Raw genomic sequence first — 14515 nt, 5'->3', positions numbered from 1 at the left:
CCCGCGGAGCGGGTTATGGGCTCGCTTCGCGAGCCCATAACGACCGTGATTCGCTTCGCGAATCACGGTTCCCTCGCTCCGCTCGGGAAACACGCTCCGCGTGTTTGGAAATTCGCGCTACGCGCGAATTCAACGGCTCCGCTTCGCTCCACCGAAAAACGATCGGCCGGAGGTCGAGCGAGTGATGCACCATGTAAGATCCCGAGAACTAGGCCACTACCAGGGGGGTCCCGTTTCGCCTGACTGTGAGTCAGCAACTCCGGTGAACTCTGCCCCGGAAGCAGTCGCAGCGTGGCGTCTAGCAATCTGAGTGCCTGGCGCTCACATGCCCAATAAAAGAGACACGCCGTAGGCGCTGCATCAATCATGTCGGCCTATGTGAAACTCCGAAAAGCGTGGTACCACCTGAATACTCGATTCCCCTACCGTGAATCCCTCTGCCTTGCTGAGGGATTCACGGGCCGTACGCGCGCCCGTAGGGCCGCCCTTGCCCGCTCTCGGCTCGACGGGGCGGCTCCGCCTGCCCGCCGCCGTTCGCCCTATCTCAACTCACCTAGGGCGGCGGTAGGCAGGAGGCATCACGGAGGGACGTCAGGGCTTACCGTCGCACCCTTTTCGGGCGTGACCTGCAGCTTTAACTTACCTGTGGAAAGCTGTGGCTTGGGTAGTTGCGGGTATTGTCGCGGGGGTAAAGGTGGGGGTAGTTCGGGGATTTGTCGCGGGGGTTGAGGCCCCAGCCATGTTCCACTATTATGAGTGTTGCCGGTTGGTACCCGGACAAGCCAAAAGCATCAACGAGAAGGGGCAATACGATGGACATTCTTATTTCCGGCGGAATCGTTAGCGCGAAGCCAGCGCCGAATACGCCGCGCGTCATTCTGGCCCGGACCGTCGCGAACTACCTGCCTCTCGCCTGCCAGCGAGCGGGAGCGCGGATCGTACGCAACGAGGACGCGAAGTACATCGGAATTCGGCTGGACACCGTTGCTGGCCCGGTCGTGCTGGAGATCCCCTCCACGCCCGATGCGCCGTTCCGTATCGTTCATGAACTGATCGAGCCGGACGCCAAGGGCCGCGAAGCCATCGAGAAGCTTCGAATCCCCCAGATCTACCAGCCCGCGGGGGTGGCGTTCCACGCCGCCGAATTCCTGCGGTCGAGGGGCTTCCTCGCGCCCGGTACGTGAGGTGAGCCGGTAGTGCCCCGCCCAGGAGGCTCTAGGGCCGCAGGGTGAGGGTGAATGCGCAGGTGAGGGGGTGGGTTCCCATCCCCTCACCTTCCACTATTATGAGTGGTGTCCGGTTGGTAGCCGGGCACGCCGAAGCATCAACGAGGAGGGCCAACCATGGAGACCAGCAGCGCGGTACAGCTTGTCAAGGCGCTGAAGTACAAGCCCGGATGGACGATCGACGCCGAGAGCGCCGAGAGCCGTTTCGAAGGCACGATCTGGGTCCGGTTCACGTTCGACACGTACCGGTCGGAGCGCCACCTGGCCGCACTGGGCTACCCCGAGGTGGTCAAGGACCTGCGGACCAGGTTCCGCGTCATCGTGGCGGACGTCGACGACGACGCCGAGCTGTACGGGCGCGTACTGGACGCCATTGTGCGACTGGAGACGCACGAGGCGCGCGAGTTTCTGCGCGTGGCGCCGACGAATTGGGCGCCCTACCACCCGCACCGCGTGGACGGGATGAAGAGGTGGGCCAAGCGCACCGGAGAGCCCATCGAGGCCGATCTCACGTTTGACGCCTGACGCCGCCGACGTCAGCAGCCGCCCCGGGGGCACTCCCCGGGGCGGTCCCGATCGATCTAGAGGGAGGACGATCATGGAGGGAACCTACATCCCGGCGGCCACGCAGTCGGCCCACGAGATCACCGAGTTCGAGGCCGAACAGGCGGCGGTCACCTGGCGGGACATCGTCCGTGACACCCGGGGACGACTCGGGACGCGGGCACTTCCCGAGCGGGTGCAGGAGATCGGGCGTCTGATCTTCGTTCTGGGTTTCGTCACGGGGGTGCGCAACGGCACCGGGGCGCCCGCGCTCACCGGTACTCCGATCAAGCCGGAGGTCATCGCGAAGGCGCTGCGCAAGCTGCGCCGTTCGGTGCGGGTCGAGGTGGCGGGCGACGATCCGACGATCGGTCAGCAGGTCGAGTATCACGGCAGCGTGCGCGAAGCGCATGGCTGGTACTTCGTGGTGGGGATCTACGAAGTGGTGGACGCTGCAGGTGTCGTGTCCAAGCGGTACGACCTGCGGAAGCTCATCACCGGCGGGTCGGAACTCTTCGAGGCGCGCCGCGCGAGCATCACGCCCATGGCGTACTGGGACGAGGTGCACCGCCGGGGCGAGTAGCGGCCGGCCGGGGCGTTGTGGCTGGTGAGGGGGTGGGTTCCCACTCCCTCACTTTCCACTATTATGAGTGATGTCCGGTTGGTAGCCGGACACGCCGAACACATCAACACGAAGGGGCACCATGACCAAGCAGGCCACCGAGGCAGGCGGCACGACCGCCCGCAACGCGGACTTCACCGATCTCGTCGCCATCCTGGAGAACCAGCAGGGCCGCAAGCTCGACGTTGTCGTCGCCGCTCCCGCGCTCACCGCCGAGAACGCCAACCTGATCATCCGGGGCGTTGACCCCCTGATCGAGAACGACGGCGTGACCGACGTCAACGGCATCTACCGGCCGACCCACGTCGCCGACGAGGGCATCGCCGACAAGCTCGGCATCCCGGTCGCGTACCTGCGCAAGATGCGTGCCCGGGTGCCGGAGCTCTATGACCTGAACGTCCAAGGCTGGCTGGAGCACGACCCGGCCCAGACGTTCCTCGTCCGCGCCTTCCGGGGCGAGCAGGGCCCGGACGGCCAGCCCGGTCCCGGGGTGGCGCGCGCGGTGCTGTCCCGCAGCTACAAGCGCATCGACAACCTGGACCTCCTGACGGCCGCGCTGGACGGCATCCGCGCCTCCGGCCACCCCGTGCAGGTCGCCAGTTGTGACCTGACCGACCGGCGCATGTACGTGCGCGTGAAGTCCGAAGCCGTCGCGGTCGAGGCGCGCGCGCTAATGCGCGGCTACCGGTCGCCGTTCAGCGGCAAGACCGCCGAGGAGTTGCCGCTCGTGTTCGCCGGATTCAAGATCACCAACAGCGAGGTCGGAAGCGGGGCGTTCGCCCTCACGCCGTACGCCGAGTTCGAGGTGTGCAGCAACGGAATGAAGATCGGGAAGGCGCTGCGGGAGGTGCACCTGGGCAGCAAGCAAGACGAAGGCGTAGTGAAGTGGTCGGACACCACCCAGGAGAAGATTCTTGAGGTGATCTCGTCCAAGACCGCCGACGCCGTGAAGACATTCCTGTCTGAGAGCTACCTCACCGACAGGCTCCACTCGCTGGAGGAAGACGCGGCACGCCCGATCAGCGATCCGGCGAAGACCGTCGAGCAGGTGACGAAGCAGCTCAGCATCCCCGAGGCGACGCGGCGCACCGTCCTGGATCACTTCATCAAGGGCGGCCAGAACACCGCCGGGGGTGTCATGCAGGCCGTGACCTCCACGGCCCAGACCCTGGCCGACGCCGACGCGGCACACGACTTGGAGGCACAGGCCCTGCCTGCCCTCGCACTCGCCGCCAAGGCGTAGCCGCACCAGACGCCCGGCGGGGCGCACCGGCCCTCCCCGTCCCGCCGGGCGGTCCGGCACCGGAGTTGGAACCCCTCGGCCCTCCGGTGCCGGACCCGCCCCGGCCCGCGGCCGTCCGCGCGGGCCGGGGCCGCCGGGGGCCGGGCCGGTCGAGCGGTCTTCTGCCCCTTGACCGCTCCCGGTCACGGCCCCCGGCCCTCACCACCGCATCGCCTATCTCCCGAGCAGCACGGCCCCTTTGCACTTCCCGAGCACCCCTCGCACCGAAGGAGACGTACCCATGTCCGGTCCGCTGAGAAGTGAGGCGCTGGCAGAGTTCAGCGTCCGCACCGTGCGTGCGCTGCTGAAGGGCGCGGGAGCCGGACACCACCATGTGGTGTGTGCGGCGCCGGTCGAGCAGGGCCGCCCCGAAACATCGGTGGCGGTCGGCGCCCGCGTCACGCTCCGCGGCCGTCCGCCGGTCGCGCCGAGTGTCCTGGACAGCGCCGAACTGGCCGAGGTCGTCACCGTGCTGATGGGCGCACTCAGCGGCAGCCGGGGCGGCGTGGTGGTGCGCACGGTCGACGACGCCGGCGGCGTGACGGTGCGCGGTTGGCGCGTCGCCGGGCACAAGCTGCAGCCGCTCAGCGAGCAAGAGGTGCGCGCCGCGTACGGAACCTCCGCCGCGACCGGGGAGCCCGTGGCGCTGGAGCCGGGCGTGATCTACGCAGCCGGATTCCCCGTGTAGCTGCATGCGCATCGGCGGGGCCGCACTTCGCGGCCCCGCCGCACCCGCCGTCATCTACGACCCCCGTACCGCCAAGCCCGGCGCCCCGACACCTCAGCCTGCGCCGCCGCAGGACCGCCGACCGAATCTCCGTCACGTGATCTCCCGAGCAGCGCAGCGACCGACCCGAGACGACAGGAGCAGCACATGCAGCGCACTGGATGGGCCTACGGCCTGCTCATCGGAAGCCGGGAGTGGCTGACCATCCCCGGCAGCGCCTACACCACGCCCGCCCTGGCCCCCGCTCCGGACCAGGCCGTCAAGCCTCCCGGCAGGGCTCACGAGCCCTGGGCGCTAGCCCGCGTGGAAGAGGTTGACCACCCTGGCGTCACCCTCGGCTGCGCCTATCGCGTCCTGGAGCTCCGGGACGAGACCGGCCCGACCGCGGGGACCGTTGCCGCCGGCTTCGGCCTCGACCCCGTGCGGGGGGCCAGCCCGTGCGGGAGCGGCGGCGTGATGCCCGATGCCCCGGCCTGTCCGGAACGGGGAACCCTACTGGTCCCCGTCGCCGAGGGCATGGATACCCCGATGTGCGCCGCGTGCGCGGCGGCGTGGCTGGGCGGTGGACGATGAGCCACCAGTTCCTCATGGCGCACGAGTTGCGGCGTGGTGACGACGACGCCGCGGACATCTGCCCGTCGTGCGTTGCACGGCGCCGCCGTCGCTCGTCGGCCTGAGTTGCACCTGCCCGCCCCTCTCCTGACCGGCGTGCCAGCCCGAGCGGGCGCCGCGCTGCTGCCCTTCCGTCTATCAAGGAGCCATGCCATGAACACTCGAAAGGTGTCCGTGCCCACGACCGACACGCGCCCCGAGATCGCCCCGTCTTCACAGACGCCCCGGAACCTCGACGTCCTGGCCCGCCAGGCCGATGCCGACGGGTGGGCGACGAGCATCGAGCACGGCACGGGTTGGGTCGAGTTGCTGCTGGTGGCCCGGGTCATCACGAGCGATCTGGCCACCGCCGAGGCGAAGTTCCGCTGCCTGTGGCGCACGAACTCCGCCGGCCGCTTCCGCTGGGCGGGCGCAAGCCTGTACCGCGACGGCGTCGAAGAGGCCTCCGGCATCGGGTGGCGCGAGCTGCTTGGCCTGGTGGCGCGCGGGACAATGTCGATGGTCGATCCGGACGCCGAAGCGGACGACCGCACCTGTCTGGGCCGTAGCGCCCGCCGGTGGCGAGCGCTGGCGGAGGAGTACGCGCAGGCGGCTGCGGAGGCGTTCGAGCGCGGGCGCAGCGTCCGCGCCGAGCTGGCCCGCCTGACCGCGCAGCGGCGCGGGATGGCGCCGGGGCAGGACGCCGAGTGGGCGGAGCGAGCCGCGGAGGCGACCGCGGTCGCCTTCCGGCTGCTGGATCGCCGCTCGACCCTGGCCCACCGGACGGCCCGCCGGGCCGCGCGTGACATTGCAAGCGCGGTCGAGGACGGTCGGCAGCCAGGCGCGCGGCGCGGGCACGAGCTGGCCATGCGGGTGCGTCGGTTGGCGCAGGCCTGCGCCGGGCACGCGGACGCGATCGAGGGCGGCGCCTTGGACGCCGAGGCGACGGCTGTGTGTGATCCGTACGTGGCAGCGATTGCAGCCGCGGCGGAGCGAGAGGAGGCAGAGTGGCGGGCGGCGCACCCGACAGGCGACGTGCGCGCCTTCGCCAACGACGTGATCCAGACGATCAACAACGCCGATGCGGAGTTCGCCGCGTGGTGGCACACCCACGCTCGCCCCGGCATGAGCTACCACCAGGGCTGGGATGCCTGGCAGGCGGAGCGCGGGCACAGCACCGGAACGGAGGTGACCGCCTCCCTTCGGCTGCGCGATGACACCGACCACGCGCTGTGCGTTCTGGGCATAGACGCTGCGCCGATCCTGCGGCAGCGCGCCATCGACGCCAACGACGCCGTGTTGCTGCTACGCACGGATCAGCTCGCCGAGTTCGCCGCGCGGGGCGTGGCCGCGGCCGAGCCGGGGCCGCACCACCGCCCGCGCGATGCGCACTCGTATGCCCAATCGGTGTGGTCGCTGCTGTGCGGCACCGACTGGGGCGGCATGTCGCTGGACATGGCGAAGAACCTGGCTGAGCTTGAGCGGTGGCGGATGGTGTGCCCGGCCGCGGAGGACGTCCGGCGGCTGCTGCTGATCCGGCACGGACTGGACGTGCGCGACCGCGCACACGCCCAGGTGCGCCAGCAGATCGAGGAGGAGCAGGAGGAGCGCGGCCGGATCGGGCGTGCGGCGTACGACGTCGCGTACGCCGCGGCCATTGCCGCGGGCGAACCGCACGAGGACGCCGAGGAGGCGGCGGTCGACGCCCGGGTGCGGACCGTGGCCGACGCCCAAGGGTGCGCCCCGGACGGTCGGGAGGCCTACCACCGCGGTGATGCGGTCTGGGTGGCTCCCAATCCCGACAGCAAGGACCGGCCTTACGTGGCCACCATCGCCTCGTACACCCCGGCCGGGGTGTTCCTTCTGCGAGACGCCTGCAACCGGCTCGAACGCGCGCACGCCGAGCGGCTGTCGCCCGCCGGCCCGGAGGAGGCGGCGGCCGACCGGGTCCGCCAGGAGCAGCAGCACGCCCAGGAGGAGGCCGAGCGGCAGCGGCGACAAGACGAAGCGCACGCCCGCGCCGTCGAGGCTGAGCGGCAGCGCAAGGCGCGTGAGGAGCGGCTGACAGCTCGCGAGCAGGCCGCGCGGATCGTGGAGCCGCCCACCACCCCGGGTGGGGTGTGGCGGCCGGTCCACGCGGTGCCCGCGTCGGTCGGGCGGCTGTGGCAGGCCGCCGCCCGCAACGGCTGGCGGCTGGCCCGGCACACCCTGGGCGATGAGCGGGCATCGGGCATCGAGGTGCGGATCACGGGCACGACCGACCGCGGCATATGGGACTTCCGCCTGCTGTGGGTCACGGTCCGCGGCCGGTACCGCGTGCAGTCGGCCCAGTCCCGCGCCCGATGGGCGGACGGCCGCACCGGCCCACGCGGCGGCGAGATCCACCCCACCATCGCCGACGTGCTGTACGTGATGAACAGCGAGACCCACGAGGGTGCCGCAGCGCCGCTCGGCGCCCTGGTCGGCATCGACGAGGGGGACTGACCCATGGCGCGTACTCGCACGCCGCTCATCCTGGCGGTATAGGCGCCGCCTGCCGATGGCGCCGATTCAGCGCGTGGCCGCTGAGGCGCATACGGCAGTGTCCGGCGGGGGGATTGACCACTCCCAATGTTCCACTATTATGGACTCATCGAGATTGACCGACCCCGAACAGCCGAAACACCCCGCCTGGGTGCCGGGAGCATTGGCCGGCACCCAGACGGGCGGAGGGCGCCATGACCGACTGCACGTGGATGTTCCACACCATCAACACCGACGGGGAGGTGTACGGCTACAACTATCCGGACCGCAGTCGCGGAGAAACGGAGACGACGCAGGCAGTCGATCCGTGCGCCGTCGTCACCGATGCCGCCAAGGCGGACAGCTTCACGTTCACCCGTGCCGTGGCGGCGATGGTCACCGGGCACTGCGGAGACGCCTACACGCCTGTGTGGCTTGGGCAGGGCTGGACCGTGGAGATCCGTTCCGGCTATCCGCTGTGGCGCACGAACGGGTGAGACGGGCGCCGCACGCCGCATCTGGCTCACCCGCCCCCGGTCGCGCCCTTACCTCACCGGAGCTTGACCGCGCGCTCGCCCTGATCACCGTGGAAGAGGATCCGCCATGCTCACCATCACCATCCCGCTGGGCCGAGTCGCGCAGGACTGACGGGCCGGACGGCGCCGGCGCCGTGCTCATGCGCACGTAGGGGTGCGAGACGGACAGGGCCGTCACCGACGTCCGTTACATCCTGGGCGTTTGGCGGGATGAGTAGGCCGGGCTGCGCCGCCAGGCGCTCCGGGCTCGTACGGGCGCCCTCCCTCGGGCACGCACCGGCGAGATGCCGGGCAGCGCAGCAGCCCTCCCCCCTTTGAGACCAATTCATACAGGTCACAGGGGGGTTCACCGCTTGAGATATGCCACTATTATGAGTGTTACCGAACCCGGCCTGCGTAGCTCAGCGGCAGAGCGGCCCTCTTATAAGGGGTTGGTCGCGCGTTCGAATCGCGCCGCAGGCACCACCTTCCGCAGCTCATCCACTCGCTTGCCCGACACTGCCGCGCCCGTGAGGCGCCGCAGCCACCACCTCTGATCGCGAAAGGGGCTACGCCGATGCCCGCCACGTCCCCCGCCAAGTCGACTTCCCGGACGGTGCCCGAGTGGGACCGGCTCGCCGTCACGGAACTCCTTGCCCACAACACCATCGGCGAGGCAGACCCGGAACTCACCACCACCATCAAGGAGCACGGCATCACCGACCCGCTGTACGTCACCACACTGGACGGTGCCGGTGTCAGGATCCTGGACGGCAAGGCGCGTCTGGCCGCCGCCTCCGCGCTGGACCTGCCCGACGTGCCGGTGACCTACCGGCCCGTCATCCGCACCGATGCCCTCATCGCCAACCCCGGCAACGTGCGCCCGGATCTGGAACTCACCGACGAGTTCCGGACCAGCATCCGCACCGAGGGCGTGCTCGTCCCCGTGCTGATCAAGCGCACGGACAACGGCCTTGAGGTGGACGACGGCGCCCGCCGTCTCGCCGCTGCCGTCGCCGAGGGCCTGACTCACGTGCCCTACGCCTACGACGAGCGCGACGAGGCCAGCCGCGACCTCGACATGATCACCACGGCGGAGCACCGGGCCAAGCTGCCGGAGTCCGCCGTGGCCGCCGCCCTCTTCCGGGCCTCGCAGCACGGCGCCGACATCAAGCGCATGGCCGCCGCCGCCGGGTGGACCCAGAAGAAGACCCGGGAGGCCGCCAAGACCGCAGGCGCCGCGTCCGTCCAGAAGGCCACCAGCGATCCCGCCGCCGCGTACCTGCTCAGCCTGGACGAGCTCGCCGATCTCGCTGAGCTGGAGAAGGCCGACCCCGAGGCCGCCGCGTCGATCGCCGAGCGGATGCAGGCCGACCCGCGCCAGATGTGGCGCTACGAGATCAAGCGCGCGCTCATGACAGTCGAGTACCAGCGCAGCGCGGAAAAGCACCGCGCGGAGCTGGAGGAGGCGGGTGCCCGGATCCGGCCCTTCGGTGAGATCGCCGAGCGGGCCGAGCCGGTCAGCCGTCTGATCGACATCGCCACCGCCGACAAGCACGCCACCTGCCAGGGCGACGTGTGGGCGCTGCAGGACGGCGCCGATCGCTACGAGCGCTACTGCGCCAACGCGCGGTTCTACGGCCACCGCCTGCCGAACTCGGAGGCGCCCAAGCCCAGCACCGCACAGCGCAGGAAGGTCATCGAGGGCAACAAGGACTGGGACGCCGCCGAGGAGGTGCGCAGGGCGTGGCTGGCCGAGGTGTGCGGACGGGCCAGCCACACCAAGGCCCAGAACGAGCAGTTCACCCGGGCCACCGCGCACGCGCTGCTGTCCGCCAGCGACGTGATCGTCAGCAAACTCGCAGGCGCGAAGACCAGGCAGTTGCTCGCCGAGCTGCTCGGCGTCAGCGAGGGCGCCTCATACGCGCGGCTGGCCGAGCGCGCAGACAGCGCGGCCAAGCGCAACCCCGCGCACGCCTTCGCCGTAGTCGCCGCCGCGCATGAGCTGTACCTGCCGCGCAGCACCTGGCGGACCGACAACGGGCACGACCGCCACCCGGCCCGCGCGGCTGCCGCGTGGTGGCTGACGCACCTGAAGGCCATGGGCTACGAGCTGAGCCCGATCGAGGCTGCCACCGCCGCCGGGGAGACCTACGACCCGGACGCCGACAACCCCGACGCCGAACCGCTGTCCTGACCGCGCACGCCCCCTCGGGGCCCGCCACCCCGGGCCCCGGGGGGCCGCTGGATCGAGCGCGCGTGCCTGCGAGGAAGGCCGACCGGCGCCCGCGTTCATCCGGGCACGTAGACCGCGTATGCGCCTCTGGGCGGGCGCACTTGGCGCGTGCTCGCCCGTCCCGACGACCTCACCTGACCGCCGCCACACACGCCGGAGTTCGCCTGTGCCCAGCCAGCCCAGCTTGGACGACGTGATACCCGACGTCGACCTGACCACCTACCCGGTCTCGGCCGTACCGGCCGCCTTCGACCGCGGCCACCTCTTCAGCCCCACCGCCGATCTGACCATGCTCGCACTCGACGACCGCTTCGATTACCGGCCCGGCGATGAGTTCGAGCCCATGCCGCCGCCTCCGCGCGCCAGCGACAAGCAGGCCGGCGGCTTCGGGTTCGGCTGGTGGTTCTACACCACCGCCAAGGTGACCGCCGCCGACTTCCTGGGCCTCACCGCCGGAGCCGAACTGTCGATCCAGTCGGCGACCGGCGTCATTCCCGGCGCCGTCGTGCTGGAGACGTTCCGCTTCGCCGCCCTGGTCCGCTTCCGCAACGGCGCGATCGACGACGCCGAGATGTACGTGCGCCGCCGCAACCATCACGGCCACTGGTACTGACCCCGCCCCGCCTGCCCGAAGACAGGGCTTCCCGACGACTTGGAGACCACCGATGAACAGCCACACCACCAGAGCCAGCAGCAGCGGGCAAGCCGCAGACCGCCGGTACCGGCCCGGCGCCGAGTCCTGGTATGTCAGCACCGGCCGCAAGATCCTGCACCCCCTTACGGATGTGGGGATCCTGCCCCAGCCAGCCGACATCCCCGCCAGCGGCTTCGGCATCCACGTCATGCACGATCAGTTCATCGGGCGCGTCCTGGTCCAGGTCTTCACCGCCACCCCTGCCCATGGGCGCCGGAAGGCCCGCGTGCACGACTGCCGGCCGACCCGTGCCGGTGCGGTAGTCGAGGGCCACTGGGTCGCCGCCCGGAGCCGGGTCTACGACGCGCTTGCGGCGGCCGGGTGCACCGACGTGACCCTCATGCGGTGCGGGGTGCGCGCCCAGATCCCGGAACCGGACGTACGGCCCCGCGTTGAGCTGACGCACCGCAGCGTGTTCAGCGACGGGCTGGAGGCGCTCGGCAAGCACGACGTGCGCGTGCCCGGCCACCCGCAGTTGCACGGCCTGCTGGTCACCCACCACGGCACCGGTCCGGAGGCCGTGACGTACGTCTACGCGCACGTCGACGATGAGCACCCCGTCTGGCCGGACGGCTTCTGCACGCTCGTCGACGCCGCCGAGTCCTGGGCCCGGCACTGCGGCCTGCCGACCCCGGACGTCGGGCAGGTACGGCAGTGACCGGCCGGGCCCGCGCCATCAGGGACGACGAGACCTGGGATGCCGACGAGTTGTTCGACGAGATCCGGCGCCGGTGCGAGCGCCTGTATCCGCGCATGCCGCGCGTGCTGGGCCTGAACCGCGACGGCCGCGAGGACGGCGCCTACGTCGACGACCACTCGACCGGCGGCATGAAGCTCCTCCTGCCGCTTCCCAGCACACACGGCGAGCGCGCCGCCCTGGCCCGCCTGGTGCTCGTCTACGCCGCCCACGACGACCGCGACGAGAACCGCATCACCCGACACCCCAAACACCCTGCCTGCCTGGATCTGTACCTGGGCTGACCAGTACTGCCGACCCGATTGGAGACCCTCGTGTCCACACCTGCCGAACTGCCCACACCTCAGGACTTCTTCACCGTCGCCGCAGCCGTCGCCGACGAGCTCGGCGACGGCTGGAGCAGCCGCCGAGACCTGGACTCCTCCGGCTGGGGCTTCTCCGAGCACGCCCAGGTCCTCACCGAGCACGGCACCGGCCTGCGCCTGCGTCTGGACATCGAGCCGCACCGCAGCGAACCGCGCATCACCGCCCACGGTCTGCAGCCCGACCGCCCCGCCGATCTCGGGCCGGACGACCTGTACAGCGCCGACATCTCCTACGGCGACACCTCCATGCAGTTGGCCAAGCTCCGTGCTCCGGCACGGATCGCCTCGCAGATCCGCACCCGAGTGCTGCCGGTGCTGGCCTCCGGCCACGAGGCCTACCGGGTGGCGGTCGCCGAAGCCCGCACGGCCCGCGACCGCCGCCGCGCCGCCGCCGAGCTGATCGCGGCCGCACACCCGGCCGTCTCGGACCCGCGGCTGGTCCGCGACATCGGTGGCCGCCGGCCGACGCTGCACCTGTCGTGGGCCGGTGAGCCGCACGGCTCGCCCAGCGGTCGCAGCGAGCTGCACCCGGCCATCCACGTCCAGGCCGGCTCTTTGGGCACCGCCCCGCACGTCACCGCAGAGTTCCGGAATCTGCCACCGGAGGCGGTGGCGGCCGCGGTCACCGCCGCCATCGCCACCTGGGAGCGGCTGACGCACCCTGAGCCACGCCCCCGCGCTGACCCGGCGAGCGCATCCACAAGCGAACGCTGACCGTCACGGCTCAGGCTGCATCGTCCGAGGACGCCGGAAGTAGGCCGTCTGCGGCTACGACTCACGGGGCGTTTATGCAGGTCAACAGGGGGGTTCTCCTCAAGGAGTATTCCACTATTATGGTCATATCAACAGCGGCGCGACAGCACTCTGCCCGTCGACCACGGCACCCCCCATCTACACCGCCCGGGCATGGGCGCCCCTCAGTGAGCCGCACGCAGGAAGGACACCGCCGATGAGCCTCACCCTCTCCGAGATCACCGCGTGGATTGCCGCCAACGCCAGCGAACCCGACGTGCAGAGAATCAGGGAGGTCATGAAGCAGCGGACCCAGGCACTGGCTGCGCAGGCAGCTGCCGTAATCACTGTCGGCGCCGAAGTCACAGTGGTCAACATCAGTCCCGCCGCGCTCAAGGGCACAAGCGGCACCGTCGAGAGCATCCAGGGCAAGTTCGCGACCGTGAAGTTCGACGAGGAATCCACCGCACAACTCCTGCTCGCCCGCAGCCGCAGGATCAACGTTCCGCCCGACGTGAAGCAGTACAGCATGCCCGGCATCCCGCTGGTGTGCCTGCGGCTGCGCTGAAACCCCTCTCGCCCCGCCGGGTCCCCAACGCGGCCCGGCGGGCGCCCCCTCCCCCAGGAGGTCGGCCAGAACGCCGCTACTGGAAAGGCGTTCCGCCGCCCGTGCGAGGCCAGACCGGCCCCGACGACGCTTCGAAGCCTCCACCCCGGACCGTCCCGTCACCGCCACGGCGCCCTGCCGCCGCGCCCGCGTGCAGCAGGCCGCTGTGCCCCCTGTCTCCTGGAGTCCTGCCATGACCCAGCTTGACCTGTTCTCCGACCAGATCACCGACCAGCCCGAGCGCGACGCCTCCCTTCGACCGCGGCGACCGGCTCTGCGTGGCCGGGAGCCGGAGGCGACCGCGGCCCGGGTCGCCGAGGCAGCGGCCCGAGCGTGGCACCGCAGCCGCGGCGGCACCGCCCTAGAAGTGCCGCTGGGCGTGGTCGCAGCGCTCGCCCAGCTCGCCGCGCCTGCCGGCCGCCCTGATCCCGCCGCGGCGCTGCTGGCCCTGACGCCTGACCAGTTGTGGCGAACCCTGGAGAGGATCTGGTCGGTGCGGTGGCTGAGCCGGCCCGAGCTTGTCGAGTGGGCCGCCCCGCTGCACATCTGGCTGCGGAACGCCACGCCCGACCCGCACCGCCTCCAGGCGGTCCACGACGTCGCCGCCGAGGCGCTCGGCACCGGTCTGCTGGACCTGACCGGCTCGCCCGACCCGCTGGAACGTTCGCGCGCCGACCTTCTCGGCCGGCTGCTGATGATGCTGCGCAGCGAAGGCACCAAGCGGTACTTGGCCGAGGAGCACACGCCAGCCGAAATGGCCGAGTTGGTGGCCCGCTTGGCCCTGGTGTCTCCCGAGCAACTGAAGCCGGGGAGTTGGCTCGCCGAGCCGACCGCCGGCACCGGCGGGATGTTCCGCGCCGTTGCCGAGGTGCTGCGCGAGGCGGGCCGCAGCCCCAGCGAGATCGGCTGGTTCATGCAGGACGTCGACGAGGCGGCCGCCGCGTGCTGCGCCGTCAACGCAATCGTGTGGGACCTGGGTCCGCGGGTGCTGGTGTACTGCGGCGACATCCTCACCACGCCGGACGGGTGGGAACGGGCCGACGCCGACCGGCGGGAGATCCTCGCGCATCACGCCCGCGTGGTAGGCGCCGCACTGCCGGTGGCGCGGATACAGCGCGCCCTGGCTCCGTTGGACCCGCCGGGAATCCGGGAGAAGCCAGAGGGGGATTGACCAGG

15 protein-coding genes and 1 tRNA gene are annotated in these 14515 nt (G+C 70.7%); all 16 read left to right on the top strand.

Annotated features, from left to right (window positions below; translation table 11 throughout):
* The first annotated feature begins 812 nt into the window (after positions 1-812).
* The 16 genes from FB457_RS34015 (at position 813) to FB457_RS33940 (ending at position 14510) form a co-directional block, all read left to right on the top strand.
* On the top strand, positions 813-1184 hold the full coding sequence (locus FB457_RS34015) for a hypothetical protein (RefSeq protein ID WP_145784508.1): 372 nt from the start codon (positions 813-815) through the stop codon (positions 1182-1184).
* Between the two features lie 159 nt (positions 1185-1343).
* Entirely contained in the window at positions 1344-1751 is a 408-nt protein-coding gene (locus tag FB457_RS34010) for a hypothetical protein (protein WP_145784506.1), read from the top strand.
* A gap of 73 nt (positions 1752-1824) precedes the next feature.
* Positions 1825-2352, top strand: a complete 528-nt coding sequence (locus tag FB457_RS34005; RefSeq protein WP_145784504.1) for a hypothetical protein — start codon at positions 1825-1827, stop codon at positions 2350-2352.
* Between the two features lie 121 nt (positions 2353-2473).
* Positions 2474-3634, top strand: coding sequence for a DUF932 domain-containing protein (locus FB457_RS34000; protein WP_145784502.1), 1161 nt, complete (start codon positions 2474-2476; stop codon positions 3632-3634).
* 280 nt (positions 3635-3914) lie between these two features.
* A complete protein-coding gene (locus FB457_RS33995; RefSeq protein ID WP_145784500.1) occupies positions 3915-4361 on the top strand; it encodes a hypothetical protein in 447 nt (148 codons plus the stop codon).
* A 186-nt stretch (positions 4362-4547) separates the two neighbouring features.
* Positions 4548-4973 (top strand): hypothetical protein, encoded by a 426-nt coding sequence (locus FB457_RS33990; protein WP_145784498.1) that lies wholly within the window; start codon positions 4548-4550, stop codon positions 4971-4973.
* 192 nt (positions 4974-5165) lie between these two features.
* Positions 5166-7475, top strand: a complete 2310-nt coding sequence (locus tag FB457_RS33985) for a hypothetical protein (protein WP_145784497.1) — start codon at positions 5166-5168, stop codon at positions 7473-7475.
* Between the two features lie 233 nt (positions 7476-7708).
* On the top strand, positions 7709-7990 hold the full coding sequence (locus FB457_RS33980; protein WP_145784495.1) for a hypothetical protein: 282 nt from the start codon (positions 7709-7711) through the stop codon (positions 7988-7990).
* 429 nt (positions 7991-8419) lie between these two features.
* Positions 8420-8494, top strand: a tRNA-Ile gene (locus tag FB457_RS33975).
* Between the two features lie 91 nt (positions 8495-8585).
* The gene (locus tag FB457_RS33970; RefSeq protein WP_145784493.1) at positions 8586-10205 is read left to right on the top strand and encodes a ParB/RepB/Spo0J family partition protein; all 1620 of its coding nucleotides are present in this window, start codon (positions 8586-8588) and stop codon (positions 10203-10205) included.
* A gap of 223 nt (positions 10206-10428) precedes the next feature.
* Entirely contained in the window at positions 10429-10857 is a 429-nt protein-coding gene (locus FB457_RS33965) for a hypothetical protein (RefSeq protein ID WP_145784492.1), read from the top strand.
* 52 nt (positions 10858-10909) lie between these two features.
* Positions 10910-11596 (top strand): hypothetical protein, encoded by a 687-nt coding sequence (locus FB457_RS33960; protein WP_145784491.1) that lies wholly within the window; start codon positions 10910-10912, stop codon positions 11594-11596.
* Positions 11593-11919, top strand: coding sequence for a hypothetical protein (locus FB457_RS33955; RefSeq protein WP_145784489.1), 327 nt, complete (start codon positions 11593-11595; stop codon positions 11917-11919). The genes FB457_RS33960 and FB457_RS33955 overlap by 4 nt, the downstream gene beginning before the upstream one ends.
* 30 nt (positions 11920-11949) lie before the next feature.
* Positions 11950-12714 (top strand): hypothetical protein, encoded by a 765-nt coding sequence (locus FB457_RS33950; RefSeq protein ID WP_145784488.1) that lies wholly within the window; start codon positions 11950-11952, stop codon positions 12712-12714.
* 235 nt (positions 12715-12949) lie between these two features.
* Entirely contained in the window at positions 12950-13300 is a 351-nt protein-coding gene (locus FB457_RS33945) for a hypothetical protein (protein ID WP_145784487.1), read from the top strand.
* Between the two features lie 232 nt (positions 13301-13532).
* Positions 13533-14510, top strand: coding sequence for an N-6 DNA methylase (locus tag FB457_RS33940; protein WP_145784486.1), 978 nt, complete (start codon positions 13533-13535; stop codon positions 14508-14510).
* The last annotated feature ends 5 nt before the right edge of the window (positions 14511-14515 follow it).

The organism is Streptomyces sp. CNZ287, assembly GCF_007827615.1.
Note: the sequence above shows the minus strand (reverse complement) of the source record. Positions and strands in the feature narration are given on the sequence as shown.

Excerpts from the sequence above, each read along its gene's own strand:
- FB457_RS34015 (WP_145784508.1), top strand. The coding sequence starts at position 813 with ATGGACATTCTTATTTCCGGCGGAATCGTTAGCGCGAAGCCAGCGCCG.
- FB457_RS34010 (WP_145784506.1), top strand. The coding sequence starts at position 1,344 with ATGGAGACCAGCAGCGCGGTACAGCTTGTCAAGGCGCTGAAGTACAAG.
- FB457_RS34005 (WP_145784504.1), top strand. The coding sequence starts at position 1,825 with ATGGAGGGAACCTACATCCCGGCGGCCACGCAGTCGGCCCACGAGATC.
- FB457_RS34000 (WP_145784502.1), top strand. The coding sequence starts at position 2,474 with ATGACCAAGCAGGCCACCGAGGCAGGCGGCACGACCGCCCGCAACGCG.
- FB457_RS33995 (WP_145784500.1), top strand. The coding sequence starts at position 3,915 with ATGTCCGGTCCGCTGAGAAGTGAGGCGCTGGCAGAGTTCAGCGTCCGC.
- FB457_RS33990 (WP_145784498.1), top strand. The coding sequence starts at position 4,548 with ATGCAGCGCACTGGATGGGCCTACGGCCTGCTCATCGGAAGCCGGGAG.
- FB457_RS33985 (WP_145784497.1), top strand. The coding sequence starts at position 5,166 with ATGAACACTCGAAAGGTGTCCGTGCCCACGACCGACACGCGCCCCGAG.
- FB457_RS33980 (WP_145784495.1), top strand. The coding sequence starts at position 7,709 with ATGACCGACTGCACGTGGATGTTCCACACCATCAACACCGACGGGGAG.
- FB457_RS33970 (WP_145784493.1), top strand. The coding sequence starts at position 8,586 with ATGCCCGCCACGTCCCCCGCCAAGTCGACTTCCCGGACGGTGCCCGAG.
- FB457_RS33960 (WP_145784491.1), top strand. The coding sequence starts at position 10,910 with ATGAACAGCCACACCACCAGAGCCAGCAGCAGCGGGCAAGCCGCAGAC.
- FB457_RS33945 (WP_145784487.1), top strand. The coding sequence starts at position 12,950 with ATGAGCCTCACCCTCTCCGAGATCACCGCGTGGATTGCCGCCAACGCC.
- FB457_RS33940 (WP_145784486.1), top strand. The coding sequence starts at position 13,533 with ATGACCCAGCTTGACCTGTTCTCCGACCAGATCACCGACCAGCCCGAG.